This window comes from Azospirillum tabaci (genome assembly GCF_014596085.1).
GTDB classification, from domain to species: domain Bacteria; phylum Pseudomonadota; class Alphaproteobacteria; order Azospirillales; family Azospirillaceae; genus Azospirillum; species Azospirillum tabaci.
Genome location: NZ_JACCJY010000043.1, coordinates 24,210 through 49,498 on the forward strand (window position 1 = coordinate 24,210; position 25,289 = coordinate 49,498).

Sequence of the window (25,289 nt, forward strand, 5' to 3'; positions counted from 1 at the left end):
GTGACGGCCGGTGCTGTGCCATGCGGTTCTGTCGCAGCGTTTGCGGCGCTGCGGACGTCGCGTGGAGCGGTGGCCGGATCTCCACCACCAGCTCACTCATTGGTTCCGGATACGATTCAGCAGCGCGATGAATTCCTGCCGATCAAGGAGGGCGTCTTGATTGGTGTCGGCCTGCTTGAAGGCCGAATCAACGACATCAAGAAACTCAAGAGTGTCTATCTTGCCGTCATTTCCGGCGATGCTCGCGAAGACGTCGGCAGGCAGATGGGTTTCACCGGCTGTCAAGGCGAGATCCTTGTTGCGATCCAGAATATAGAACACCAGCATTTGGTTGTTTTTGAATTCCGTCATGGAGACACTGCCGTCCTGACTGTCGTCGAGCAGTTCGAAGATCCTGGCGTCGCGTGCATTTTCCGCGGAAGCCGCCGCCGCGGTCGTCACGATGTGCGCGAGCGCCGCCAGAGTCACCATCAACATGAACGCCATTCGCGCCGTCGCGGCCATGGCCGATCTCCCCTTTCGGATTGGGATGTTCTGCTTCTCCCGGTATCGGGCCGCAAGCCAGCGTCGTTTCAGAAGTAGCATGGGGCCGCTTTCGGGAATGCTACAGTAACGCCCCGTTGCATCACGGCTCTCAGAGCCTCTCGCCGTCGGCCATCTGCGGCGGTGGAATGGCAAGACCGGCCTTGCGCAAGCCGTCAACGATCCGGACGATGATGTTCGGGTGGATGTTGCGACGTTCGAATTCGGAGATCGCCTTGATCGGGAAGTTCGGGTCGAGCCGCAGGATCTCGGAAACCGCTTTCGCCGCCTCGGCCCGGTTTCCGGTCTGGCCGTGGATCATCGCCAGTGCGACGTGGCCAAGAATGACCTCCCGCCCCAGATTGGCCCGCCGCATCTCCTCGAGCGCGTCGTCGTAGCGACCATTCACGTAATGATACGTGGCGATCACAATGCGGTACCAGCTCGGCTGCGCCGGGTTGCGCGTGAAGGCCTCGCGGATCAGCGGAATTCCGCGCTCCCACTCGCCGGTCAAGCTGTAGCAGCGCCCGAGGTCGGCGAGGATCGCGCTGTCGTTTGGGTTGAGCGCGAGCGCCTGTTCGTACGCGGCGATGCTGCGCTGCGGCTCCCGGCGCAACCACCATGCAAGCCCAAGCGCCTGATGGGACAACGCGCTGTCCGGAGCCAGCGTCACCGCGCGCTCGGCCATTTGCAGCCCGTCATCGATCGGATTGGGGCGCGCCGGACTGGGGTTGAAGCCGAGCCGGGCTTCGTCGATGGTGATCATGGCGAGCGCGGCCCAGGCTTCCGGATAGCCGGGGTCGCTTCTGGTCGTCCGTTCGAGGCAATCCCGCACCTCGGCGTGGAGGGCGACGTTGAACTGGCGCCAATACTGCCGGGTGCGCAGAAGGCAGGCATAGGACGACAGATCCTGTGGCGCATGCTGGGCGTTCAACCGCGCTTCCTCGCGCTCGATCACGCCGTCCGATTGCGCCAGGGTACGGGCGACCTGAACGGCGATGTCGTGGCGCAGATCCAGCAGCCTGCTCGGCGTGACGGCGCGACGGAAACTGTCCGACCACAGGTAGCGATGATCCTTGGCCGCGATCAGCGTGGCCGTGACTTGGATGTAATCACCGGTTTGAGCGACGCTGCCCTTCAGCATGTAGTCGACACGGGTGTTCGGCGCGGCCTCGCGCAGGGCCGGCGCCGAAGGGTAGCGGAAGCTGGTGTCGGCGCCGAAGACCAGAAAGTCTTCGAAGCGGACGAGCGCCGCGACGAGATCCTCGGTGATGCCATCGGCGACAAGGTCGAGAGCCGGATCGCCGGAGCCGTTGGTGAACGGCAGAACCAACAGGGCCGGGCCGCGCACCGCTCGTTGTGTCGTGGCCGGCTCCGTGGCGCGCTCCAGGGCGTTCTTCGACGGGTCGGGGGCGATGCCGCGCCACCCGGCGAAGAGCCCCAGGCCGACCAAGGCCAGAAGCATGACTGTGGCCGCGACGGCCAGCCAGCGGAGCGGCTGGTTGATAGGGCGTCCGAGGAACAGCGGCGCGCGGGGTGGGTCCAGCCCTTCACGGGTCGGCGCCGGCGCCGGGCCGGAGGCTTCGTCTGGAAGGTCGGTGCCGGCAGTGACCGGCACCAGGGAGAACCGGGGAACGTAGCCGCCCTTGGGAATGGCGATGCGCAAGGGGTCGGCGGCGCCTTCGGTCAGATAATAGTGTTCCAAGGCGCGGCGAAGACGGCCCGCCTGGATGCGGACCACCGGATCGAGCAGCGGGTCGAAGCTGGCGTCGCGGTCGAACACGTCCATGGCGATGGTGTAGGCCTTGATGCGATTGGCGCGCCCGGCCAGGGCCTCCTGCACGATGAACTGCAGAAAGCGGCGGCCACGGGCGGAACCACGCAGGCTGCGGCTGGCCAGCACGCGCGCCAGCGCCGCATCGATGAGCGGTGCCGTGATGGTGGACGCGGGTAAATCGGTGCTCTGTGGTTCGTCGGAGGCGTGAAGCACGAGCGCCCTCCTTCCGTTAAGTCCATCCGGCAGCCGTGCCCACAGGGCAAGGGGTTGCTACACCATGCGGTCCATGCCGGGACGGTCTACATTAGCCAGGCGCTGGGGCCAGGCGCTGGAAGCAGTAGACGTCATGATCACGAGGCGCACGACACAACATCGAGAAAATTCGTTCGAATGCACAACAAGTTTCTGCGCATGAACGGCGAGTGCGATCATTGCAGAAAACCATGCCGGACAAGGGCAGGGCGCAGTTTATTCCGAAGAAATGGAGACTGGAACACTCACTGATGGTATAGCCACTTCACGCCCACGCCCTGGCTTCATTACTTCCTCCGAAATGATAGCTCTTACCTTTTTTGTGCAGCACGTGAAGCCGTTCTGTTTACCTGTTACGGTATCAAAGCCAACCGTTTCACGCTTCAAGGCGGCGGACGATCCGGTGCAGGTTGGTCAGGAGCAAAGTCCGGAACAAGGCAGGCACCCCGGCGCTCTTCCAGAACCGGGGAGACACGCCAATGTCGGATAAGCTACGGCACGTCGTGGAGCGATTCCCGGATTTGGAAGGGATGATCAAACAGCACAGCGCCGACAATCGGTTCTTTCGCAGCCTCTGTGAGGACTACGGAGAAGCCGTCGAGATTTTGCGGGGATGGGAAGCGTCGAACAGCGGGCGACGCTCGAAACGTGCCGACGCGTGCCGCGATCTCATCGTGGACCTCGAACAGGAGATCCTGCTCGAACTCCAGAACCGAATCGATGGTGTATGACCACCCACTGCGCCTGTCCGCCCTGTCTACCGTCGTGTCTGCCGCCGTGCCTGCCGCCGAGTCGGCCAATAAACCGCCAGTCCCGTCACGGATCACAGCGAACACCCCTCCGCGAGGATGATGAGCATGGCAAAGAAACTGAAGACCACCCATCGCGTGGAGTGCACGCAATCAAAGCTCAAGCGGCGGGACTATGAGAGCGCGCTTGCGGAGCTTCATGTCGAACTGGTGAAGCTGCAACAGTGGGTTGTTCACAAAGGCATGAAGGTCTGTGTCGTCTTCGAGGGGCGCGACACCGCCGGCAAGGGCGGAACCATCAAGGCCATCACGGAGCGCGTGAGTCCGCGCGTGTTCCGCGTCATCGCCCTGCCGACGCCGACCGAGCGCGAAAAGTCGCAAATGTACATCCAGCGCTACATCCCGCATCTGCCGGCCGCCGGGGAAGTCGTCATCTTCGACCGGAGCTGGTACAACCGCGCCGGGGTCGAGCGGGTGATGGGCTTCTGCACCGAGGAGCAGGCGAAGCGGTTCCTCGACGCCGTCCCGCAAGTGGAGAAGGCCATCATCGAGTCCGGGGTGATTCTGCTGAAATACTGGCTCGAAGTCAGTCCGAAAGAGCAAACACGCCGCCTCGAAGCACGGATCAACGATGGGCGGAAGGTGTGGAAGCTGTCGCCGATGGATTTGAAGTCCTACGGCCGCTGGTACGATTATTCACGCGCCCGCGACGATATGTTCGCGGAGACCGATACCTCTTGGGCACCGTGGTTCGTCGCGCGGTCGGACGACAAGAGGCGGGCGCGCCTGAACATCATCCGCCACATGCTTGACCACATCCCCTACGAAGAGCTGCCCAGGGAAACCGTGAAGCTGCCCAAGCGCCAGGACCCGGACGGCTACGAGGCCCCCAACTACGCGTTGAAGGTCATTCCGGAGCTGCAATGGCCTACGGGGTGAAGCCGAACGGTCATCCTTGGTCAGCGCCGCTCCCGAACGAACCACAGACGAACGGACCACAGGCCGGCCACGAGGATTACGGCCGCCACGGCACCCAGAAGGGCGACGTCGCCGGCCGCGTACCGTGAGGGACGGTCGCTTTCCAACGCCGCGCGGACCTTTTTCACATCATCCCTCAGCGAGGGGAGGGGGAGCGCGGCGAGGTCGTCCACAGGGAGTGAGCCCAGAATGCGCCGCGGGTCCGCCACCGCCCGCCACCGGCTGTCCAACGGCAGGCTCTCGGCAAGCCGGCCGACCTCGCCCTCGTCCGCGAAGAACTGCGGATCGAGCGTCAGCGGGAACAGGGTCGTCGCGCCCCGCATGCGCAGCTCAATCATCGCGTTCACGTCGTTGCAGACGCCCAGCGCGTAGTAGCCGCCGAACGGAAGCTCCGGATGGCGTCGCTTGATCGCGTCGTAGGCGCGCACGATGACGCCGGCAAGGCGGATCACCTCCATCGCATCCTTCCCACGGTAGCGGTGCGCCACCCTGCCCATGACCCAGGCCTGATCGCGCGTCACGCTCGGGCGGAACACGGCCTGGCCATCGATTCCGAAATAAAAGGACAGATCCGCGTTGACCACGGGGCCGCGGACGACGAGTTCGTGCTGGGAATGGCTGACCGGAACCAGAAGGGTGCGGTCCGTCCCGGGGACCGGCAGTTGGGTGTCGATCCAGAACGGCGTCAGGACGTCGCGGCCATGATAGATCAGGTCGCCGAAATTGGCGAAATAGCGTGAATCGCGGACTTCCACGTCGTGCCCGTCCCGCGCCAGCGTTTCCATCAGGGCGCGGGGCGTGTCCAACCTACGGCCGTCAAGGGTGACCCGGTAGCGCCCTCCGCCGTCCGGCGCATTCAGGGAAAGGCGGTTGAGCAGCTCGGCCAAACGCAGGCCATCGGCGTAGCGTTCGGCCAGCGCGGGATCGACGCGGTCGCCGGCTTCCAACCCAAAGCCCAGCGGGCGCAGATAGGCATCCGGCGCCGGAGGGGTGCCGACGGCGGGAATGCCCAGCTCCTCATCGGCGGCCGCCCCGTCCGTTGCCGGCTCGGGTGGGAGGCCATCGTCGCTGGACCGGTCCATCACTGCCCCGGCAAGCCGCACGGACCGGCCCATTCCCTGCACCGTCAGTCCGGGAAACCGGTCCAGGCCCTCGAAATCCTTGCCAAGGATCATTTCGCGCAGCCGCTTGATCTCATCCGGCCCCAGAATGCCGCCCGCTTTCGGATCGCGTCCCAGGCGCCGGTACAGGGCCTCCACGAAATCCGGGTTCCGGGCCAGCTCGGACATGACCTGCGAGACAGGAAGCCATGGCGCCTCATCCACCCTCAGGTCCGCCCGTAGAGGCGCGGAGCACAGCAGGGGGCCGGACAGAATGAGAATGGAAACGACGCGCCCCAAGCCCATCATGGGGGCCACCATCATCGGGTTCGGCTCGCGACGCGCGGGGCGCCGGCGCCCGGCGGCCCGCAGTCGTTGCGTTTCGTGCAGGACTCGTCCCAATGAAGGAGAAGGATACGGCGCACCTCCTCGATCGTGCGCGGATCGGATTGCGTCGAGTGACCGGAACGCACGATATATTCGGATTCAACTCCGTCGATGTGGGCGCTCTTATACTCCACGACGCCATCGTCGCCGGTTTCGACCGGCCCGTCGCCGCGCACCGCGATGATCGAGTGCGCCTTGACCCCCGCTGCGATGGGCGTGCGCGCCAGGGTCTGCACCAGGAGGCTGCCGGGGGTCATGGCATGGACGCTGCCAAACCCCGTCTGTCCGGCAAGCGTGGTGCTGGCGTTGTCCAGCCTGCCGATTTCCGAACTCACTCTCAGAAGGCGTCCCGGCAACCGCACAAGGCTTGCGACCAGATGGCTGATGCGGTTGCCGGCGACATAGCTGCCGCCGTGCGGCGTGGCGATGAAGACGAGGCGCTTGACCGACGGAACCGGCTGCACGAACAGGGCGCGTGTCAGCAGGTCGCGCGTTTCCGGGTCGAGCTGAAGCTGGTCCGGCGGCTTGCGGAACGCCGCGTTCCACAGTCGGGGACCCGTGTCCACCGCCGTCATTTTGGTCAGCAGGCCACCCTGGCTGTGCCCGATGACGACCATCTCGCGCAACGCCGGTTCCCGCCCGGACGGGTCCAGGGTGGACACCGCCTCCTGCAGCGCGTCGCGCAACAGCAGGGAGGAATAGGGAACGGGATTGCCCGTCTCGTAGCTGAAGAACCAGAACTGGAAGCGGTCGCGGATGCGCGGGTCGCTTCTCAGATCGTTCAGCATCTCGGCCCAGCGCACCGGGCTCGATGCCGTCCCGTGAACGAAGACGACGGGGATGCGGCCGGACCGGTAGGGTTCCATCGCGACGAGGCGGGACGGCATCTTGTCCAGCAGGCCGCCACGCAGGAAGCCGCCGAACTCGAACTCCCAGACCGGCATCCCATCCAGCATGTAGGCCAGCGTGGCGGTGTGCTCGACCTCCAGCGGCACCGGTTGACGGTCGATCAGCACCGCTTCGGTTTCGGACGATGGGTAGAGTTCGAGCTGCGCGCGCACCTGCCCGCCCGTGATCTGGCGCCGGGGATCGGGGATGCGCAGCAGCGCGGTCACGGGCGTCTTGACGCGTGGGGCGACCTGGAAGCCCTTCGCCAGGGTGCCCTGCGTGGTCCCCGCCGCCAAGGGAGCGCCGATGCCGGGTTGGCGATAACGGGCGTCGAGGCCATGAATCTGCAACTCGGCGACCGGAAAGAAACCGGTCAGCTGGCGCCCGCCCCACACCAGTTCCCGAGGATCGAAGGCCACATCCAGCTCACCGAACGGGAGCGGGTGGCGCGCCTCCCGAATGGCGATGCCGGTTCTGTCTTCCGTTGCCAGCCCGGAGGTCAGGCCACGGTTGTACAGGTCGGTGGCCAACCGGAACCGTGGATCGAAGGGGCTGGGCGGCTGGTCCACCCCTCCCGGAAAGAGAAACGCATAGGCGTAGAGGGCGGACGCCAGATAATAGGCCGGGCCTCCCCGCTCCTCGGCGTGCAGGAACGACATCTCGGCCAGGGCGAAGATCTCGTCGGCGCCGCCATGCCCCTGCGTGACCAGCGCGCGGAGGTCGGCCATGGCGTTTTCCGGCTGCGTCAGGAAGCGGTCCTCCAAGGACCACCGGCGCAGCACGTTGTGGGTCGGATCGCTGATTGCGTGCGCCGACAGGACGTTGTGCGTGAGCTGCCGATGGACGGTGCCATGGTCCACGCGCTCGACACTGACCGCCGTCGCACAGCCCCCGGCAAGGAGCGTCCCGGCCAGCAGGACCGCGACGGCGAAGCTTCTCGGAAAGGGCGGCCGCCTCATCCCGCAGCCTCCTGCGTCACCCGTCGCCACCGGCCGGGCATCATGGCTTGCGTACACTCCCATGCCCTCCGCCCGTGTTCTCAGCGCACAGCCTCCGAATGCGTTCGCGGCGACCGCCGTTCAGAACCAGCTCTTGCGCGCCGGCTCGATCGACACCGCGAGGGCTTCGCTGACGACGGCGGTGATCGTGTCGCCGACCTTCAGCGAGGGAAGCTTCGCCTGACGGGCGGGGTCCGTCACATTGACGGTGTAGACTTCGCCGCCGTTGGGATTGACGAGGTCGATGCTGTTCGCGCCGAGGTCGATGCCGACGACCAGGCCGCTGAGCCGTGTCACCTGCACGCCGATGCCGCCCGGCGCCTCGACCGAGCGCGCGACCGCCTGCTGGACCTCATCCTCGGGCACGGGCGTGCCGGGTTGGGACACCATGAAGGCCACGGAGCGGTAGAACTGCGCGTCGACGGTGTCTCCCACCTTCAGCATCTCCAAGCGCACCGCCGGCCCGGCCATGACGGTGACCGGCGTGCCCGACCGTCCGGTCAGCGTGACCTTCCGCTTGGCCGCGTCGATGGCCGTGATTTTCGCGTGGAGCGTGACCGCGGCACTTTCCGGAATGACGTTCGTCAGAACGGGCCTGTTCTGCGCCGCCGCCGGATGCGGAGCGATGGCCGGGGCCAGGAGCACGCCGCAGAGGATGCCCACTGCGGTGGCGGTGGCCATTGGCAAGGTTGCACGACGCTTCATGCTGTCCTCCTGTCTTGCCCGGCATGCCCCGGCGCCGCCTTCGAAGCGCGAAGTCGGAGTGCGGATCTGGGGCTGTCCGGTGTGGTGCGTTGTTGTCCACAGCCAAGTCCTGTAGCCCGAGATGCCGTCTCTGACGAGTATTCTACGGTAGCTTGGCTTTCGCTGATCCCTGCCGTCGGGCCGACTGTTCAGAACACGCCCGGCCCGGCGACGAGCGTAAGCATCGGAACGGCTTCCGCGGTCCCGGTTACCGTAATGGATGTTACGGTAGCGTACTTGGCACAATGACGGTGTTTCGCCGCCCTTCACCACGCGCAACCGCCGTCAACCGCCGTCAACCGCCGTCGATACCCCCGGTCGCAAGGGAGCGGACGGTCGATCGGTGATTTTGTCCAGCTAAGCCTCGGCAGCGCCTCGACCCGCCCTACGCCTCCTTCCGCGCGGCGGGCACACTCGCGGGCGCACCGGCCACTCAGGGCAGCGATACCGTAGCGGCCTTCATTGTACGCGGCTGCTACTTTCAATGGCTCCGCTCCATGTTGCTCAATGATCTCCGCAGTCGGACTCGCGGAAGCATGAACAGGCGCGCCGGGGACGACGGCCGGGGATCACGGCCAGGGATCACGAATGCCGTTTTCGAATACCGTTTTCCCAGGCCTTACATTCCGAGGCCTTTCACCGATGCCGCCGACGCAGCATCCGGGGCAGGAGGCCGGGGCAGGAGGGATGTCGATGAACGGACCCAGGTGGCTGATGCGGTCGGCGCTGTGCCCGATGCTCTGTGTGTTCGCCCTGGTCGGGCCGGCCTTCGCAGCCGAGGCGCCGCCGTCCGACAGCCCGCCGCAAGCGGTCGAGCAGGACGAGCCGGAAGACGCGCTGATCGACGACGAGGCGATGACCGTTCTGACGCGCATGGCCGAGACGCTCGCCCAGGCCCAGCGCTTCACCGTGACCATCCGGGCCAGCTACGACGTGGTTCAGGACACGGGGGAGAAGATCACGTTCGGTGAGCGACGCGCCCTTACCCTGAACCGTCCCGACGGGCTGCGGGTCGAAGCGCAGGAGAGCGACGGGAAGCGGTCGCTGGTGACGTTCGACGGCAAGGCGATCTCCGTGTTCAATGCGGACGAGAACGTCTATGCCCAGATCGAACGGGCCGGCACCATCGATGACGCCGTGCGCTATCTGGTCCAGGATCTTCAGGTGCGGCTGCCGCTGGCGCTGCTGCTGGTCAGCACGCTGCCGGATGAACTGGAGCAACGCCTTCAAACGCTCGACTATGTGGAGCGGGACATGCTCACGGCGGTGCCTTCCGATCACCTGGCGGGGCGCACCGAGGACGTCGACTTCCAGATCTGGATCGCCACCGAAGGCCCGCCCCTGCCGCAGCGCGTGACCATCACCTACAAGGGTGACGAGGGCGAACCGCAATACCGGGCCGAATTCTCCGACTGGAACCTCAACCCGGACCTCCAGCCGGCGCAGCTCGCCTTCCATCCTCCGGACGGTGCGGAACGCATCCCGGTCATGATCCGTGTCCGCCGGACCGCGGCCGGCAGTTCGGAAGGAGCGCCGAAATGAACAGGTCGTCGTCACGGATCGCCTTTTCCATCGCCGCATCCCTGCTTCTGGTGGTCGGATCGGTCGCGGAGGCCTATGCCCGCGGCGGCGGTCGCGGTGGAGGCGGCGGCCGAGGGGGGGGCGGAGGTTTTTCCCGGTCCGGTCCGGCGGCGGGGGGCGGCTTTTCCGCTCAACGATCGACGGCTCAACGATCAACGGCTCAACGATCCACCGCGGGAGTGGGGGCCCGTCAGGCCGGTGCCACCCAGCGGTCGAGCGACCGGATGGCTTCCGCTCAGACGGCGTCCCGGCAGTCCGGCGCTACGGAGCGTTCCACGCAGCGCGCCGAGACGAAGCAGACGCGCACGGAAGCCCGGGCCGACACGCGCAGTTCGGCCCAGGAGGAGCGGACCGAACGGCAGGGACAGCGGCAGCAGGGCCAGACCGAACGCACGGAAGCCCGCCAGCAAGGCCAGACCGAACGCACGGAATCGCGGGCCTACGCGGCGCAGAACATCGCCAACAACTGGGACGGTCATCATTATTACGACGATGACGACGATTGGGGCTGGGCCCTTGCGGGTGCGGCGGTGGGAGCGACCGCCGGCTACATCGCCGGTGCCGCCACGGCGGGTCCCAATTACGTGACGGTGCTTCCCTGCACGCCCACCGTCGTGCCGTATGGCGGCGTCAGCTACTACGGTTGCGGCGGAACTTGGTACAACCGCAGCTACGTGGACGGAAACGTCACCTACGTCACCGTCACCGCGCCTCCCGGATACTGATCGTTCCGGGCGTGGTCATGGCGCGGGCGCGTCCGCCCTGCCAGCCCGCCGATCAGTCAAGCCGGTGATGTCCCGGACGTCAGGGTGCGAATGCGTGCGGTGACGTGGTCGACATGCGGCCGCACCCTCGGCGCAAGATCACACCAATCCTCCCGCTCCTCACCGAGATAGGCCGCTCGGGCGTGCGCCAGAACGCGCCGATGCTCCTCGGGCAGACGCGCGAGTGCCCAATCGGCGGCCCGATCCTTCGGGAGGATCTCGCCGGTCGTGAGCGTCGTCCAAATTCGCGCCAGGGTCAGCAGCCCGTTTCGTCTGTCGTCCCCTTCTTCGATTCCCGGAATCAGGATCGGCACCATGTCCACCATGGCCCGGACAAGATCCGCGCGCGGCACCGGATCGAGCACAGCGGCGACGGGTGGGCCGAAGAGCGGCAGGGCTGCGCGGCGGGCGGTTTCGATCAGAACCGCGACGTCGGGATCTCGGCATGGCCATTCGGGCACGTCACCCCGCTCGAACTCGGCACGCAACCATTCGCCATACTGAAGCTCAAGGCCGCCAGGGTGGCGCCATGGGATCAGGGCCGGGCGGGCGAGGATGGTGAGTTCGATGGGGCGGCCCGGCCTGCCGACGGCGACGCTTCCCGAGATCGGCAAAAGCTGACGGATGATCGCAACGCGCTCATCGTCGGACAGCGATCGATCGGTGACGACGAGGATGTCGAGATCGCTGTTCGGGCGCAGGCCCCCCGCGACCGCCGAACCATAGAGATACGCGGCTGAGGCAGCGTCGCCGAGAACGTCGCGAACAACCGCTGCGGCGGCGACGGTCTGCTCGCAGGATCGTGGTTCATGCGCCAGCGACGGAATCATCGCGATCAGAATGTCAGCCACGTTCCCGTCGGCGGAGGACCGCCGCGCGCCGATGGGGCTGCGGAGCGGTCACTGGGTGCCGCTTCGCTGGGTGGATCCCTGCTGCACGCCGCGCTGGTAGGCCGAGGCCTCGGTCCGCTTGTGATAGTCGTAGAGCAGACCGCCAGCCAAACCGGCGCCCGCGCCGATGGCCGCGCCCATGCCGGCGTTGCCGGCTATGGCGCCGATCAGCGCTCCACCGGCGGCGCCTCCGGTCGTGCCGGTGAGCGCGCGCTGCTGGGTCGGCGACATGTCGGCGCAAGCCGCAAGGGGAAGCGCGACGACGGCAACACGGAGGAGTTGCGTGAGTTTCATGGTCTTTCCCATCCTGGTTGGCCTTTGATCAAAGACCGTGGACCGCAACGGAGGAATCGGATGCCGGCGGGATCAGGCGCCGCAGGGGTAACGCTGGGACAGGAAGCGGAACAGCCCCTCCACCGGCGGCGTGTCCATCTGCCTGGGGTTCTGCTTTGCCCAGGTGAGGAAAGCGGAAACAGCGTCGTTGCGCGACGGCGGCGGAGTGGGCGCACACACCAGCTGGCGCTTGCCTTCGGCGGCCGCCACGACCTGATGGTACTGATAGGCGCCGACGGCGAAGCCGTGGCAGAAATGGAGAGCCGCGATGCCGGTCGGGTCGCTTGGCGTGGCTTCGCACAGCCGCACGAGGTCGCCCGTGGTCCGGACCTGAAAATTGGTTTCCGTGGCGGTCGGCCCCGTCTGCGCGTTCGCGGCGGTGATCGCCGTCGCCGTTAGGGCAACGGCCAGAGCGACCTTGGTTCGGTGTTTCATGGTTTGCTCCCAGCGCTTTTCATGGACAGCTTTTTCCTGGACGAGGAGACGACTCCCCGACGAACCGGCCGGTCCGACACGCAATCGATGGACAGCCGATCGGATGGACAGGGTGCAGAGGTCGGGGGAACAATTTAACTCGCAAAACACTGTGCTTAGAAAAGTAGCATTTCTACAAGCCAAAACGCAGTCATGCTACGGTAACGCCCACCGTATCGATCATACGAAGAAGGCAGTCTTCTGTCCGAAACACCAGCGGGTGGTTGGAATTGATGCCACGCAGAAAACCTAATCTCTTCTAACAAGAAAAAATGCGCCTAAAAACCTCGAAAGCAAAAGCCTACCAAGGGTTGTCTGTTTGATTTTATTCATAATTGAAATTTTTTACAGGAAATCTGGAGCCGTGATCTGCGCCGAGAGACGATGCCGCCACCCTATTTCGGGGATGAGCCACCAAGGGAGTGTGGCTTGATACGGTAACAAGGCCAACAGTTGCATGCTTCAACGCGGCGGGTGGTCTGGTGCAGGGTTCCCTACGTCAATGCCGGCGCCTCGGCCAGCGCCTCGGCCCCTTAGCTCTCATCATGGGTGGTTGTCCGCGCCGCCAGCGTTGCGACGCCTTCGCGCATGCAAAAGAAACCGGTCGGCACGGCAAACGCACCGCCGGCACAAGAGCGTACAGCCAGAGAGGACATGTAATGAAGACTCGGCGGGAGCGTCCCCTGACTGAACCGCAGCCTCTGACGACCTGGATGACCGCCTGGACTGCGGCATTCCCCTTTCTTGATCCCTTCGTCGAGCCTGCAGGTGACGGAACCGCGGCAAAACCGGCGGGGGCAAAGCCAGTTGGAGAGACGGCGGCCCGGAAAAGTGCGGATGGTCCGCCAACACCAGCTTTTCCCAACCCGTTTCCAGCCTTTCCCAACCCGTTTCAGGACGCCTTCGACTACGGCGTCGATGCCATGCAGCGTTGGGTCCTGTTCCTGGATGTCCTGCGGCGGCGCGGCGACCAGTTCATGGACCACGCCGATAAAGGAAAGCCGCCCGTCCTCTCCTTCCCGTACGAGGTCGTGATGGAGGGGCGGAAGCTGAAGCGGCCGTGCAATTACATGCTGCTTCGCATCCTGCCGGACCCCGCCGTCGGCACGGACCCGGCCAAGCGCCCGTTCGTGATCGTCGATCCGCGCGCCGGTCACGGGCCGGGCATCGGCGGCTTCAAGCCGGACAGCCAGATCGGCGCCGCCCTGCGCGCCGGCCACCCCTGCTACTTCATCGGCTTCCATCCCGAACCGGAGCCGGGCCAGACCCTGGCCGACGTGGGTGAAGCCGAGGCCTTCTTCATCGAGCATGTCGGAAAACTGCACGACGGCGCGGGCGGCAAGCCGTGCGTCATCGGCAATTGCCAAGCCGGCTGGGCGGTGATGGCGCTGAGCGCGGTCCGGCCCGACCTGATGGGGCCGATCATCATCGCGGGCTCCCCGCTGTCCTACTGGGCCGGCGTGAGGGGGCGGAACCCGATGCGCTACCTCGGCGGGCTCTATGGTGGCGCCTGGCTCGCCGCCCTGGCCAGCGATCTCGGCAACGGCCGCTTCGACGGGGCGCATCTGGTCGGCAATTTCGAGAAGCTGGACCCGGCCAACACCTATTGGAAGAAGGCGTACAACCTGTACGCCCATATCGACACGGAAGCGGACCGTTACATCGAGTTCGAAAAGTGGTGGAGCGGCTTCTTCCTGATGAACGGGGAGGAGATCGAGGCCATCACCGACGAGCTGTTCGTCGGCAACAAGATGACCAGCGGCGGCATCGTCCGGAACGGGCGGCGGCTGGATTTGCGGAACATCCGCTCGCCGATCCTCGTCTTCGCGTCCTTCGGCGACAACATCACGCCGCCGCAACAGGCGCTGGGCTGGATCCTCGATCTCTACAGCGACGTCGAGGACATCCGGGCCCACGAGCAGACCATCGTCTACAATCTCCATCACGACATCGGGCACCTGGGCATCTTCGTGTCCGGCCGCGTCGCCCGGAAGGAAACGTCGGAGTTCGTCGAGAACATCGACTTCATCGACCTGCTGCCGCCCGGTCTCTACGAGATGATCCTCCAGCCGAAGGACCCGAACGTCCCCGGCGCCGATCTGGTCGCGGGCGACTACGTGACGCGGTTCGAGCCGCGCACCCTCGACGACATCCGCGGGCTCGGCGGCAACACGCCGGAGGACGACCGGCGCTTCGCCACGGTGTCCCGCATCTCGGACATCAACAAGGGCCTGTACGCCACCTTCGCGCGGCCCACCATCCAGGCGGCCGTCAACGAGCCCTTCGCCGAATGGCTGCGGATGATAAACCCGGCGCGCAGCCAGTACTATCTGTTCTCGCACCTCAACCCCTTCATGGCGCCGGTCGGGCCCATGGCCGACTGGGTGCGCGAGCACCGCCGCCCGGTAAGCCCGGACAACCCGTACCTGGGCGTGCAGAACCGCGTCTCGGACGAGATCGTGCAGGGGCTCAACCGCTGGCGGGACATGCGGGACGGCGCCGTCGAGCGCCTGTTCATGGGACTCTACAACGCGCCGCTCCTTCAGGCCCTGGTCGGGCTGGCCGCGCCGGGCGAGGAAGCGCGGCCGCCGCACGTCCGCGACGAGGCGTTCGAAGCCCTGGTCGAGAAGCGGATGGCCGAAATCATGGCCCGCGTGGAGGAAGGCGGGATGCGGGAGGCGCTGTTCCGCGTCCTGATCCACGCGCGGCGCGGCGAAGGCGCCCTCGACGAGCGCGCCTTCCAGATGCTGCGGAAAATCCGCGAGGAACACCCCGGCACCCAACACCTGTCCGTGGACGCCGTCCGCGCCGTCTTCCGCGAGCAGGTTTTCCTGATGCTCTTGGACGAAGCCGCGGCGATGAGCGCGCTGCCCAAGCTCCTGCCCAACGAGAAGGAGCGCAAGGAGGTGATGGCGCTGGCGGAACGCGTCCTGGAGGCATCCGGACCGCTGACTCCCGACCAGCGCGCCCGCCTGCGGCAGGTGGATGCCCTTCTGCACAACAAGGAGGAGCGGATCGAGGCGGAGCGCGAGCCGCCCCTGCGCGTGCTGCCCGGGGCTGGCGGATCGTCGCTGGGCACGGCCGCCTCCGACATCAGCAGGACGGACACGCAGCAGAGGCCGATGCGCACCGCGAAGGCCAAGTGACTCCGGTGCCGATGCACGGGGCTGACAAGAAAGGCTGACAAGAAGCAAGGGGAACGCGTCATGAGCAACATGGATCAGACCAAGGCGGCCTCGGCCGTCTCCAACATCGGTGACGACCTGATCACGCCCGACGAACTCCGGAAGCTCACCGAGGAGCACGAGATGGCGCTGCTCCAGGAGGCCCTGGAGCGGGAAAAGAAGCACATGAAGGAACAGGACACCGTCCGCGAAGCCTTCATGAACCAGCACATCCGCCCCGATGCCAAGGAGCGGTTCACGCGCGCGGTGCGCGACGCCGCGTCGCGTGGCGTGAAGGAAATCCAGGTGGCGCGCTTTCCGAGCAGCTACTGCACCGACGGCGGCCGGGCGATCAACAATTTCGAGCCCGACTGGCCGAATTCCCTGACCGGCTACGCCCGCGAAGCCTACGAGGTCTTCGACAAGAATCTGAGGGCCAAGGGCTACAAGCTGCGGGCGCAGATCCTGGACTATCCCGGCGGAATGCCGGGAGACGTCGGGCTGTACCTGCGCTGGTGAGGAGGGCGCGTCATGGCCGGCAGCCAGCCACATGCCCCGCATCGACATGAAAAGTACGAACGGCTGGTCGCCGCCTGCCGCGAAATCCCCCCCGTCTCCACGGCGGTGGCGCACCCCTGCGACGCCTCGTCCCTGAGCGGCGCCGTCGATGCGGCCCGTCAGGGCTTCATCACCCCGATCCTGATCGGTCCGGCCGCACGCATCCGGGCCGTGGCGGGCGAGTCCGGCCTCGACATCGCCCCGTACGAGATCGTGGACGTGCCCCACAGCCACGCCGCCGCCGCCATGGCGGTGGAACTGGTGCGCCAGGGGCGTGCCCAGCTTCTCATGAAGGGAAGCCTGCACACGGACGAACTGCTGCGCGAGGTGGCGAGGAAGGACAGCGGCCTGCGGACGGAACGGCGCATCAGCCACGTCTTCATCATGGACGTGCCGACCTACGCCAAGCCGCTGTTCATCACCGACGCCGCGGTGAACATCGCGCCCTCTCTGGAGGACAAGCGCGACATCATCCAGAACGCCATCGATCTGGCGCGGGCGCTGGGGAATCCCCAGCCGAAGGTGGCGATCCTGTCGGCGGTCGAGACCATCAACCCGAAGATCCCCTCCACCGTCGAGGCCGGCGCGCTGTGCAAGATGGCCGACCGGGGGCAGATCACCGGCGGCCTGCTGGACGGGCCGCTGGCGCTCGACAACGCCATCAGCCCGGAAGCGGTGAGGATCAAGGGCATCGCGTCCCCGGTCGCCGGGCAGGCCGACATTCTCGTCGTGCCGGATCTGGAGGCGGGCAACATGCTCGCCAAGAACCTGACCTTCCTGGCGAACGCCGATGCCGCCGGCATCGTGCTGGGCGCGCGGGTGCCCATCGTGCTGACCAGCCGGGCCGACAGCGTCATGACGCGCATGGCCTCCTGCGCCGTGGCGGCGCTGTACGCGCACCGGCAGCGGATCGAGCAGCCGGTGAAGGGGTGAGGTCGCCATGACCGAGACGACCAGGACCGAGATGGCCATGACCGAGACGATCCTGGTCATCAACGCCGGTTCCTCCAGCATCAAGTTCCAATTGTTCGATGCGGCGGACGGGACGCTGCCGGTGCGTCTCCGCGGCCAGATCGAGGGGATCGGCACGACGCCCCGGCTGGCCGTTCAGGAGAGCAGCCAGGACGGCAACGTTCCCTTGCCGGCCGAATCCGGTGACGGGGTTCCCGGCGCGCTGGCGTTCCTCGGCGCGTGGCTGCGGGAGCGGCTGGGTGGCGCCATGCCGGTGGCGGTCGGGCATCGGGTGGTTCACGGCGGACCGGCCTACGACAGCCATGTGGCGGTGGACGACGCGGTGATCGGGACGCTGGAAACCTATGTTCCGCTCGCCCCGCTCCACCAGCCGAACAATCTGGCGCCGATCCGGGCGATCCGGAAGCTCTTGCCGGACGTGCTTCAGGTGGCCTGCTTCGACACCGCCTTTCACCGGCACCATTCCGAACTGGCCGACCGCTACGCCATCCCGGACGTCCTCCATCGGGAAGGTGTGCGGCGCTACGGCTTTCATGGCTTGAGCTACGAGTACATCGCCGGGCGCCTGCCGGACCTCGCCCCCGGGATCGCCGGCGGGCGGGTCGTCGTCGCGCATCTCGGCAGCGGGGCCAGCATGTGCGCCATCCAAGACGGGCGCAGCGTGGACAGCACCATGGGATTCACCGCGCTGGACGGATTGCCGATGGGCACGCGGCCGGGGCAGTTGGACCCCGGCGTGGTCCTGTACCTGATGGACAAGGGCATGGACGCCCGCGCCATCGAACGGCTGCTTTACCGGGACTGCGGCCTGAAGGGGTTGTCCGGCATCAGCAACGACGTCCGCGACCTGCTGGCCAGCACCGACCCGCGCGCCAAGCTCGCGCTGGATTGCTTCGTCTACCGGGCGAGCCTCGCCATCGGGTCGCTGGCCGCCGCCATGGGGGGCATCGACGGACTCGTGTTCACGGCTGGCATCGGAGAACGGGCGCCGGCCATCCGCAAGGCCATCGCGGAGCGGACGCGCTGGCTCGGCTTCGACCTCGACGAGGCGGCCAACGCCGCGAACGCGCTGTGCATCACGACACCGGACAGCCGGGTCAAGGGCTGCGTCATCCCGACCGACGAGGAACGGATGATCGCGCTCCACACCCGCGACATCCTCCGTCGCCACCGCTCCGCGTGACACGGTCCCGAGAAGGAGAGAGAGGCGCCATGTCTTGGTCATCCGGGGTTGGGTCATCCAGATCGGCAATCGTCGCCGGCCTCCTGCTTCTCGGCTGCGAGCAGCCGGCGCCGCCACCGGCCGAGGCGACGCTGATCCGCGCGCTGCCGGTGCAGGTGAGCCAGTTCGACCGCACCGCCGCGCTGACCGGTGAAATCCAGGCCCGCCACGAGAGCAACCTCGGCTTCCGCGTCAGCGGCAAGGTGGTCGAACGGCTGGTGGACGTCGGTCAGACGGTCACGTCCGGACAGCTGTTGGCGCGGCTGGACAACCAGGACCAGACCAACGCCGTGAGGTCCGCCGAATCCGACGTCGCGGCGGCGCAGGCCGCCGTCGAGCAGAGCCGGACGCAGGAGGAGCGCCAGCGCTCGCTGCTCGCCAACGGCTTCACCACCCGGGTCCAGTACGACAACGCCCAGAAGCGCTTCCAGCAGGCGCAGGCCGAGCTGAACTCCGCCGAGGCACAGCTGGGCTCGGCCCGGGACACGCTGTCCTACACCGAACTGCGGGCCGACCGCGACGGAGTCATCACGGCGAAGGCGGCGGAGCCCGGCCAAGTGGTCGCCGTCGGCCAGACGGTGCTGCGGCTGGCCGACCCGAATGAGCGGGAGGCGGTCTTCCAGGTGCCGGGCGCCAGCATCCGGCTGGAAGGACGGGAGGGCCTGCCGCCGGTCGAGGTGCGGCTCGTCAACGATGCGAAGATCGTCACCGAGGGCACGATCCGCGAGGTGTCTCCGGGAGTCGATCCGGTGACCCGGACCTACACCGTGAAGGTCTCCCTGCCCAACGCCCCCGACGCCTTCCTGCTCGGCTCGTCCGTCGTCGGGCGGGCCAAGCTGCCGGCGCGGCCGGTGGTCAATCTGCCATCCTCGGCCCTGTTCCAGACGGGGAACGGAGAGCCGGCGGTCTGGGTCGTGGCGCGGCCGGCGGACACGGTGAGCCTGCGCCCCGTCTCCGTCCTGCAATACGACACCGGCACGGTCACCGTCTCCAGCGGCCTCAACGATGGCGATCTGGTGGTGGTCGGCGGCGTCCAGAAGCTGCGGCCGGACCAGAAGGTCACCATCAAGCAGGGGAGCGGCGCATGACCCGCATCGCGCGACCAACCATGCGGCCCCCAACCATGCGGCGGCCGCCCGCGAAGCCGCTTCTCGTCGCGCTGCTGGCCCTGGTCCCCGCGCTGGCCGCCTGTCAGCCGCAGGGCGGGCATCACGCCGACGCGGCGCCGGTGATCCGCCCGGTGCGGACCATCACCGTGGAGCCGGTGACCTTCCGGATGGGCGGCTCCGCCACCGGAACCATCGAGGCGCGGGCCGACGCCGACCTTGGGTTCCGCATCGCCGGAAAGCTGATCGAGCGCAAGGTCGACGTGGGCAGTCAGGTCAAGGCCGGCGACGTGCTGGCGCGGCTGGACGACCAGGACCAGCGCAACGCGCTGCGGACCGCCGAGGCGAACCTCGCCTCCGCCAAGGCCGATCAGGTGCAGGCGCGCAACGAGGAGTTCCGCAAGCGGGAACTGCTGGCCAACGGCAACGCCCCCCAGGCGCAGTACGACGCGGCGCTGCTGGCGATGCGCACCGCCGACGCCAAGGTCGTCGCCACGCAGGCGGCGCTGCAATCGGCCCGCGACCGGGTCGGCTACACGGAGCTGAGGGCGGACCGGGACGGCGTGGTGACCACCGTTGGAGCCGAGCCCGGACAGGTGGTCGAGGCCGGCCAGATGGTGGTGCGCGTCGCCCAGCCGGAAGAGCGTGAAGCCGTCTTCAACGTCGCCGAAACCGGCATCCGGGCGGCCCCGAAGGACCCGGTGATCGACGTCTCGCTGGCCGGCGCACCGGACATCGTGGCGGTGGGCCGCGTCCGCGAGATCTCGCCCCAGGCCGATCCCGTCACCCGGACCCACACCGTCCGGATCGCGCTGGACAACCCGCCCGACGCCCTGCGCCTCGGCGCGACCGTCGTCGGGCGCCTGAAGCAGCCGCCCGCCCCGGTGGTCGAGCTGCCTAGAACGGCGCTGTTCGAGGAGGCGGGGCGGAGCTTCGTCTGGCTCGTCGACCCGAAGGCCCAGATCGTCCGGCGCCAGCCGGTCGTGATCCGGCCCAGGGACGGCGCCAGGGACACCGATGGCCCGGTCATCGTCACCGAGGGCCTGACCCGCGGCGACGTCGTGGTCACCGCCGGGGTGCACAGCCTGACCGAAGGCCAGCGGGTCCGGTTCAACCAGAAAATCGAAACGGCGGCGGCACCATGACCGGCTTCAATCTCTCCGAGTGGGCTCTGCGCCACCGCTCCTTCGTCTGGTACCTGATCATCTCGCTGACGCTGGCGGGCGGCATGGCCTACATGCGCCTCGGCCGCGAGGAGGACCCGGCCTTCACGATCAAGACCATGGTGGTCCAGGCGAACTGGCCCGGCGCCACCATCGAAGACACCATGAAGCTGGTGACCGACCCGATCGAGAAGAAGCTGGAGGAGATCCCCTATCTCGACTACGTCAAGAGCTACACCAAGCCCGGCATCTCGGTCGTCTACGTCAACCTGAAGGACTACACGCCGGCCGAGGCGGTGCCCGACCTGTGGTATCAGGTCCGCAAGAAGATCGCCGACATGAAGTCCACCCTGCCGCAGGGCGTGCAGGGACCGGCCTTCAACGACGAGTTCGGCGACACCTTCGGCACCGTCTTCGCCTTCACCGCCGATGGCTTCAGCTACCGCGAGCTGAAGGACTATGCGGAGACCGCGCGGGCCGATCTGATGCGCGTGCCGGACGTCGGCAAGATCCAATTCGTCGGTGTCCAGAACGAGCGGATCTACCTCGACTTCTCCACACGCAAGCTGGCGGCGATGGGAATCGACCGTGAGGACGTCATCGCCGAGCTTCAGGCGCAGAACGCCGTGGCCCCGGCCGGCGTGGTGCAGGCGGGCGACGAGAAGATCTCGGTCCGGGTCAGCGGCGCCTTCACGTCGGAGGACAGCCTGCGCGCCATCAGCCTGCGCGCCAACGACAAGTTCTACCGTCTGGCCGATCTGGCGGACATCCGGCGCGGCTACGCCGACCCGCCGTCGCCGCTGTTCCGCTACAACGGGGAGCCGGCCATCGGGATGATCATCTCCATGGCGGCCGGCGGCAACGTGCTGACGTTCGGCGAGGGCATCCGCGAGCGGATGCGGCAGGTCGAGGCGAACCTGCCGGTCGGCATCGGCGTCCACCTCGTCGCCAACCAGTCGGTGGTGGTGGAGGAGTCGGTCGCCGGCTTCACCAAGGCGCTGAAGGAGGCCGTCGTCATCGTCCTGGTGGTCAGCTTCATCAGCCTGGGCCTGCGCGCCGGGCTGGTGGTGGCGACCTCCATCCCGCTGGTGCTGGGCATGACCTTCATCGGCATGGAGTTCTACGATATCACGCTCCAGCGCATCTCGCTGGGCGCGCTGATCATCGCGCTCGGCCTGCTGGTGGACGACGCCATGATCACCGTGGAGATGATGATCACCAAGCTGGAGGAGGGCTTCAGCCTGGATAAGGCGGCGACCTTCGCCTACACCTCCACGGCCTTTCCCATGCTGACCGGCACGCTGATCACCGTGGCCGGCTTCATCCCCATCGGCTTCGCCCAGGGCGGTGCGGCGGAATACTGCTTCACGCTGTTCGCCGTGGTGGCGATGGCGCTGCTGTTCTCCTGGATCGTGGCGGTCCTGTTCGCGCCCCTCATCGGGGTGAACGTGCTGCCCAAGACCATGAAGGCGAAGCATGGCAGCGAACCGGGGCGCCTGATGCGGATGTTCCGGGGCAGCCTGCGCCTGGCCATGCGGGCGCGCTATCTGGTGATCGTCGCCACGCTGCTGCTGTTCGGCCTGTCGGTCTTCGGCCTGCGCTTCGTCCAGCAGCAGTTCTTCCCCGCCTCCGACCGCCCGGAACTGCTGGTCAACCTGACCTTGCCGCAGACGGCCTCGATCCGGGCGACCGAGGAGGTGGTGGACCGTTTCGAGAAGGTGCTGGCGGCCGACCCCGACGTCGAGCGGTGGAGCTTCTACGTCGGCCAGGGCGCCGTGCGCTTCTACCTGCCGCTCGACGTGCAGCTGGCCAACGACTACTTCGCCCAGGCCGTGGTGGTGACCAAGGGCTACAAGGTCCGCGAGGCCGTCCGCGCCCGGCTGGAGAAGGTGCTGAACGAGAACTTCTCCGATCTGAACACACGGGTCAGCCCGCTGGAGATGGGGCCGCCGGTCGGCTGGCCGATCCAGTACCGCGTCTCCGGTCCCGACGTGGGAGAGGTGCGGGCCATCGCCGCGCGGATGGCCGACACCATCGGCACCAACCCCTACACGCTGCTGGTCAACTACGACTGGAACGAGCCGTCGAAGGTGGTGCGGGTCGATGTGGACCAGGACAAGGCACGCCTGCTGGGGATCAGCTCCAAGTCGCTCAACCAGGCGCTGAACGCCACGGTGTCGGGCGCCGCCTTCACGCAGGTGCGCGACGACATCTACCTGATCGACGTGGTGGCCCAGGCGACCAACGCGGAGCGCAGCTCGATCGAGACGCTGCGCAACCTCCAGATCGCCATTCCCGACGGCCGCACCGTGCCGCTGGGCGAGGTCGCGACCATGCGCTACGACTTGGAGCAGCCGGTGGTCTGGCGGCGGACGCGCCTGCCCACCATCACCGTCCAGGCCGATCTGGTCCCCCCGTTGCAGGCCGCGACGGTGGTGCAGCAGCTGGCCCCGGCGGTGGACGACCTGCGGCGCAGCCTGCCGCCCGGCTACACCATCGAAGCGGGCGGCACGGTGGAGAACAGCGCCAAGGGCATGGCCTCGATCACCGCCGTCTTCCCGATCATGATCTTCGTCATGCTGACCATCCTCATGGTCCAGCTTCAAAGCTTCCAAAAGCTGTTCCTGGTCATCAGCGTGGCGCCGCTCGGCCTGATCGGCGTCGTTGCGGCGCTGCTGCCGACCGGCACGCCGCTGGGCTTCGTGGCGATCCTGGGCGTGGTCGCGCTGATCGGCATGATCGTCCGCAACTCGGTCATCATGATCGCCCAGATCGATGAGCATCTGGAGGCCGGGGAGCATCCCTGGGACGCCGTCATCAACGCCACCATGCACCGCGTGCGGCCGATCCTGCTGACGGCGGCGGCGGCCAGCCTGGGCATGATCCCCATCGCGCCTGAGGTCTTCTGGGGCCCCATGGCCTACGCGATCATCGGCGGCCTGATCGTGGCGACCCTGCTGACGCTGCTCTTCCTGCCGGCGCTCTACGTCGCCTGGTTCCGGATCCGGGAACCGGCGGCGGAGGAACGCGCCAAGCCCCGGTATGACGAAGCCGCCCACCCGCCGGGTCCGGCGCCGACCAAGGGAGTGACGAGCGGTGTGTGACCACCCGTCGTTCCGCTCCCTGATGCGCCATGCCGCCGTCGGGCTTCTCCTGTTGGCGCTGGCGACCGGCTTGGCCGGTGTGGCGCGGGCGGCATCCGTTGCGCCGTCATCAAACTCCCCGGATAACTCCTCGGCCGACTCCCCGGCGAGCCCCGACGCGCAACTCGCCACCATGGACGACCGTGGGGTGCGCGAGGCGTTGCGCGCCCGCCTCCAAGCCGACGCCGACGCCAACCGGAACGGACAGCCGCAAGCCGCCGCCACGACCGAAACGCCCTTGCAGAGTTATGCCCGCCGGCTGGAGGAGGTCGCCGACACTTACCCCCGCCTGCCCGGCATGCTGGCCGACACGTTTCACCGCCCGAACGGCACGCAGCCGGCGATGTCGCCGCTGCGGCTGGGGGTCGCGCTGCTGGTCCTGTTCGCGGCCGGTGGGGGCGCCATGGCCGTCGCCCGGCGGGCGTTGCGGACCCGGGAAGGCGCCACGCCCCTGCTGCGCCTGACCGCCGGGCTGGCGGAGATGATCGCCTTCACACTGGGCGTGCTGCTGACCTACGTGGCCCTGAGGCCCGCTCACCCGGCGGCGCCGGTGATCCTGCTGGCGGTGCTGCAATTCGCCCTGACGATCCTGCTGGCCGATCGGCTGCTGGGTGTCGTGACCGCGCCGGGGATGCCGGAGCGTCGGCCTCTGCCCCTGGACGATGAGGCCGCGCGGGGGCTGCACCGCACGGCGCTGACCACGGTCGTGCTGATGGCCGGCACGCTGGGTCTGCTCGATCTGCTGCGGGCGCTGGGCATGCCGCGGGACGGCGCCGTCGCGCTGGGGTTGCCGCTGGGAACGCTGCCCTTCGTCTATCTGCTGTGGATGATCTGGCGGCATCGCGCCGGGGTGTCGCGGTCGCTGGCGACCCCGCTGAACCTGGACATGCGGGCATTGCCGCTGCTGTCGGCGTTGCCGGCGCTGGCGACGCTCTATCTGCTCGGACTCTGGGTGACGGTCATCGCCGCGGCGCTGCGGCTGGAGCATGGGACGGGGCTGCGCCTGATGGCGAGCCTGCTGCTGGCCTTCGGCATGCCCATCGCCGCGCTGCTGTTGACGAGGCCCCTCGCGCGCTTCTACCGCGCGGGCCAGGAGGGCATGGAGGAGAACGCCGGACCGCAGCTCGTGCGGGTGATGCGGGCCGTCTGGCTGTCCCTTCTGGTGCTGGGCGTCGTCGGCACGGCGATGGTCTGGGGTTTCGATCCGGACCGGAGCGCCGGCCCCGGCGCGATCCTGCTGCGCGTGCTGTTCAACGTCGCGGTCGTGCTGCTGATCGGCTATGTCGGCTGGGTGCTGATGATCCGGGCCACAGACCGCGCGTTGCGGGCCACGCAGCGCGAGGGCACGTCCACGCGGGCGCAGCGCATGGCGACGCTGCTGCCGCTGCTGCGCAAGTTCATGCAGGTGGTTCTGGTCGCCATCGTCGTCATGATCGGGCTGTCCTCGCTGGGCATCGAGATCGGGCCGCTGCTCGCCGGGGCGGGGGTGGTCGGCATCGCCATCGGGCTCGGCGCGCAATCGAC

18 protein-coding genes and 2 pseudogenes are annotated in these 25,289 nt (G+C 67.3%); 12 read left to right on the plus strand and 8 right to left on the minus strand.

Annotated features, from left to right (window positions below; translation table 11 throughout):
- Window positions 1-96: 96 nt before the first annotated feature.
- Complete coding sequence (locus H0B54_RS27050) at window positions 97-504, minus strand: EF-hand domain-containing protein (RefSeq protein ID WP_188262904.1); 408 nt, start codon at window positions 502-504, stop codon at window positions 97-99.
- Window positions 505-634: 130 nt separating this feature from the next.
- Window positions 635-2,512: a tetratricopeptide repeat protein gene (locus tag H0B54_RS30455; protein ID WP_188262905.1), complete on the minus strand. Its 1,878-nt coding sequence runs from the start codon at window positions 2,510-2,512 to the stop codon at window positions 635-637.
- A gap of 518 nt (window positions 2,513-3,030) precedes the next feature.
- Here H0B54_RS30455 and H0B54_RS27060 point away from each other — a divergent pair.
- Together H0B54_RS27060 and ppk2 are read left to right on the plus strand one after the other, a co-directional pair.
- A complete protein-coding gene (locus tag H0B54_RS27060; protein WP_094306121.1) occupies window positions 3,031-3,282 on the plus strand; it encodes a hypothetical protein in 252 nt (83 codons plus the stop codon).
- Window positions 3,283-3,408: 126 nt separating this feature from the next.
- Window positions 3,409-4,239, plus strand: a complete 831-nt coding sequence (gene ppk2, locus H0B54_RS27065) for a polyphosphate kinase 2 (protein WP_188262906.1) — start codon at window positions 3,409-3,411, stop codon at window positions 4,237-4,239.
- Between the two features lie 20 nt (window positions 4,240-4,259).
- On the opposite strand, the gene H0B54_RS27070 is transcribed toward ppk2, so the two are convergent.
- The 3 genes from H0B54_RS27070 to H0B54_RS27080 all read right to left on the minus strand — a co-directional run bounded on the left by H0B54_RS27070 (window position 4,260) and on the right by H0B54_RS27080 (window position 8,356).
- A complete protein-coding gene (locus H0B54_RS27070; protein ID WP_211109588.1) occupies window positions 4,260-5,702 on the minus strand; it encodes a hypothetical protein in 1,443 nt (480 codons plus the stop codon).
- Window positions 5,699-7,612: an esterase/lipase family protein gene (locus tag H0B54_RS27075; RefSeq protein WP_188262908.1), complete on the minus strand. Its 1,914-nt coding sequence runs from the start codon at window positions 7,610-7,612 to the stop codon at window positions 5,699-5,701. The genes H0B54_RS27070 and H0B54_RS27075 overlap by 4 nt, the downstream gene beginning before the upstream one ends.
- 120 nt (window positions 7,613-7,732) lie before the next feature.
- Complete coding sequence (locus tag H0B54_RS27080; RefSeq protein WP_188262909.1) at window positions 7,733-8,356, minus strand: hypothetical protein; 624 nt, start codon at window positions 8,354-8,356, stop codon at window positions 7,733-7,735.
- A 732-nt stretch (window positions 8,357-9,088) separates the two neighbouring features.
- On the opposite strand from H0B54_RS27080, the gene H0B54_RS27085 reads away from it, so the two are divergent.
- Window positions 9,089-9,937, plus strand: a complete 849-nt coding sequence (locus H0B54_RS27085) for a DUF2092 domain-containing protein (protein ID WP_188262910.1) — start codon at window positions 9,089-9,091, stop codon at window positions 9,935-9,937.
- A 263-nt stretch (window positions 9,938-10,200) separates the two neighbouring features.
- Complete coding sequence (locus H0B54_RS27090) at window positions 10,201-10,701, plus strand: hypothetical protein (protein WP_094306127.1); 501 nt, start codon at window positions 10,201-10,203, stop codon at window positions 10,699-10,701.
- Between the two features lie 56 nt (window positions 10,702-10,757).
- Here the strand turns inward: H0B54_RS27090 and H0B54_RS27095 are convergent, their stop codons facing one another.
- From H0B54_RS27095 to H0B54_RS27105, 3 genes are all read right to left on the minus strand, one after another.
- Window positions 10,758-11,591, minus strand: coding sequence for an aminoglycoside adenylyltransferase family protein (locus tag H0B54_RS27095; RefSeq protein ID WP_211109589.1), 834 nt, complete (start codon window positions 11,589-11,591; stop codon window positions 10,758-10,760).
- 48 nt (window positions 11,592-11,639) lie between these two features.
- Complete coding sequence (locus H0B54_RS27100; protein WP_094306128.1) at window positions 11,640-11,924, minus strand: glycine zipper family protein; 285 nt, start codon at window positions 11,922-11,924, stop codon at window positions 11,640-11,642.
- Between the two features lie 72 nt (window positions 11,925-11,996).
- Window positions 11,997-12,398, minus strand: coding sequence for a Rap1a/Tai family immunity protein (locus H0B54_RS27105; protein WP_188262911.1), 402 nt, complete (start codon window positions 12,396-12,398; stop codon window positions 11,997-11,999).
- Window positions 12,399-13,360: 962 nt separating this feature from the next.
- Between H0B54_RS27105 and H0B54_RS27110 the strand changes: the two genes are divergently transcribed.
- From H0B54_RS27110 to H0B54_RS27145, 8 genes and pseudogenes are all read left to right on the plus strand, one after another.
- On the plus strand, window positions 13,361-15,583 hold the full coding sequence (locus H0B54_RS27110; protein WP_246472870.1) for a DUF3141 domain-containing protein: 2,223 nt from the start codon (window positions 13,361-13,363) through the stop codon (window positions 15,581-15,583).
- A gap of 60 nt (window positions 15,584-15,643) precedes the next feature.
- Complete coding sequence (locus tag H0B54_RS27115) at window positions 15,644-16,120, plus strand: hypothetical protein (RefSeq protein ID WP_094306130.1); 477 nt, start codon at window positions 15,644-15,646, stop codon at window positions 16,118-16,120.
- A 42-nt stretch (window positions 16,121-16,162) separates the two neighbouring features.
- Window positions 16,163-17,092: pseudogene (locus H0B54_RS27120) on the plus strand (bifunctional enoyl-CoA hydratase/phosphate acetyltransferase); the annotation flags it as partial.
- Between the two features lie 7 nt (window positions 17,093-17,099).
- Complete coding sequence (locus H0B54_RS27125) at window positions 17,100-18,314, plus strand: acetate/propionate family kinase (RefSeq protein WP_246472872.1); 1,215 nt, start codon at window positions 17,100-17,102, stop codon at window positions 18,312-18,314.
- A gap of 29 nt (window positions 18,315-18,343) precedes the next feature.
- Window positions 18,344-19,441 carry an efflux RND transporter periplasmic adaptor subunit gene (locus H0B54_RS27130; RefSeq protein ID WP_188262913.1) on the plus strand — a complete coding sequence of 366 codons (1,098 nt, stop codon included), beginning with the start codon at window positions 18,344-18,346 and terminating at the stop codon, window positions 19,439-19,441.
- Complete coding sequence (locus H0B54_RS27135; protein ID WP_211109590.1) at window positions 19,438-20,604, plus strand: efflux RND transporter periplasmic adaptor subunit; 1,167 nt, start codon at window positions 19,438-19,440, stop codon at window positions 20,602-20,604. Before H0B54_RS27130 ends, H0B54_RS27135 begins: the two co-directional genes overlap by 4 nt.
- A complete protein-coding gene (locus H0B54_RS27140; RefSeq protein WP_188262914.1) occupies window positions 20,601-23,726 on the plus strand; it encodes an efflux RND transporter permease subunit in 3,126 nt (1,041 codons plus the stop codon). The genes H0B54_RS27135 and H0B54_RS27140 overlap by 4 nt, the downstream gene beginning before the upstream one ends.
- Window positions 23,719-25,289, plus strand: a pseudogene (locus H0B54_RS27145) (mechanosensitive ion channel); the annotation flags it as partial. The gene H0B54_RS27140 and the pseudogene H0B54_RS27145, both read left to right, overlap by 8 nt.

Excerpts from the sequence above, each read along its gene's own strand:
- H0B54_RS27050 (WP_188262904.1), bottom strand. The coding sequence starts at position 504 with ATGGCCGCGACGGCGCGAATGGCGTTCATGTTGATGGTGACTCTGGCG.
- H0B54_RS27060 (WP_094306121.1), top strand. The coding sequence starts at position 3,031 with ATGTCGGATAAGCTACGGCACGTCGTGGAGCGATTCCCGGATTTGGAA.
- ppk2 (WP_188262906.1), top strand. The coding sequence starts at position 3,409 with ATGGCAAAGAAACTGAAGACCACCCATCGCGTGGAGTGCACGCAATCA.
- H0B54_RS27070 (WP_211109588.1), bottom strand. The coding sequence starts at position 5,702 with ATGATGGTGGCCCCCATGATGGGCTTGGGGCGCGTCGTTTCCATTCTC.
- H0B54_RS27075 (WP_188262908.1), bottom strand. The coding sequence starts at position 7,612 with ATGAGGCGGCCGCCCTTTCCGAGAAGCTTCGCCGTCGCGGTCCTGCTG.
- H0B54_RS27080 (WP_188262909.1), bottom strand. The coding sequence starts at position 8,356 with ATGAAGCGTCGTGCAACCTTGCCAATGGCCACCGCCACCGCAGTGGGC.
- H0B54_RS27085 (WP_188262910.1), top strand. The coding sequence starts at position 9,089 with ATGAACGGACCCAGGTGGCTGATGCGGTCGGCGCTGTGCCCGATGCTC.
- H0B54_RS27090 (WP_094306127.1), top strand. The coding sequence starts at position 10,201 with ATGGCTTCCGCTCAGACGGCGTCCCGGCAGTCCGGCGCTACGGAGCGT.
- H0B54_RS27100 (WP_094306128.1), bottom strand. The coding sequence starts at position 11,924 with ATGAAACTCACGCAACTCCTCCGTGTTGCCGTCGTCGCGCTTCCCCTT.
- H0B54_RS27105 (WP_188262911.1), bottom strand. The coding sequence starts at position 12,398 with ATGAAACACCGAACCAAGGTCGCTCTGGCCGTTGCCCTAACGGCGACG.
- H0B54_RS27110 (WP_246472870.1), top strand. The coding sequence starts at position 13,361 with ATGCAGCGTTGGGTCCTGTTCCTGGATGTCCTGCGGCGGCGCGGCGAC.
- H0B54_RS27115 (WP_094306130.1), top strand. The coding sequence starts at position 15,644 with ATGAGCAACATGGATCAGACCAAGGCGGCCTCGGCCGTCTCCAACATC.
- H0B54_RS27125 (WP_246472872.1), top strand. The coding sequence starts at position 17,100 with ATGACCGAGACGACCAGGACCGAGATGGCCATGACCGAGACGATCCTG.
- H0B54_RS27130 (WP_188262913.1), top strand. The coding sequence starts at position 18,344 with ATGTCTTGGTCATCCGGGGTTGGGTCATCCAGATCGGCAATCGTCGCC.
- H0B54_RS27135 (WP_211109590.1), top strand. The coding sequence starts at position 19,438 with ATGACCCGCATCGCGCGACCAACCATGCGGCCCCCAACCATGCGGCGG.
- H0B54_RS27140 (WP_188262914.1), top strand. The coding sequence starts at position 20,601 with ATGACCGGCTTCAATCTCTCCGAGTGGGCTCTGCGCCACCGCTCCTTC.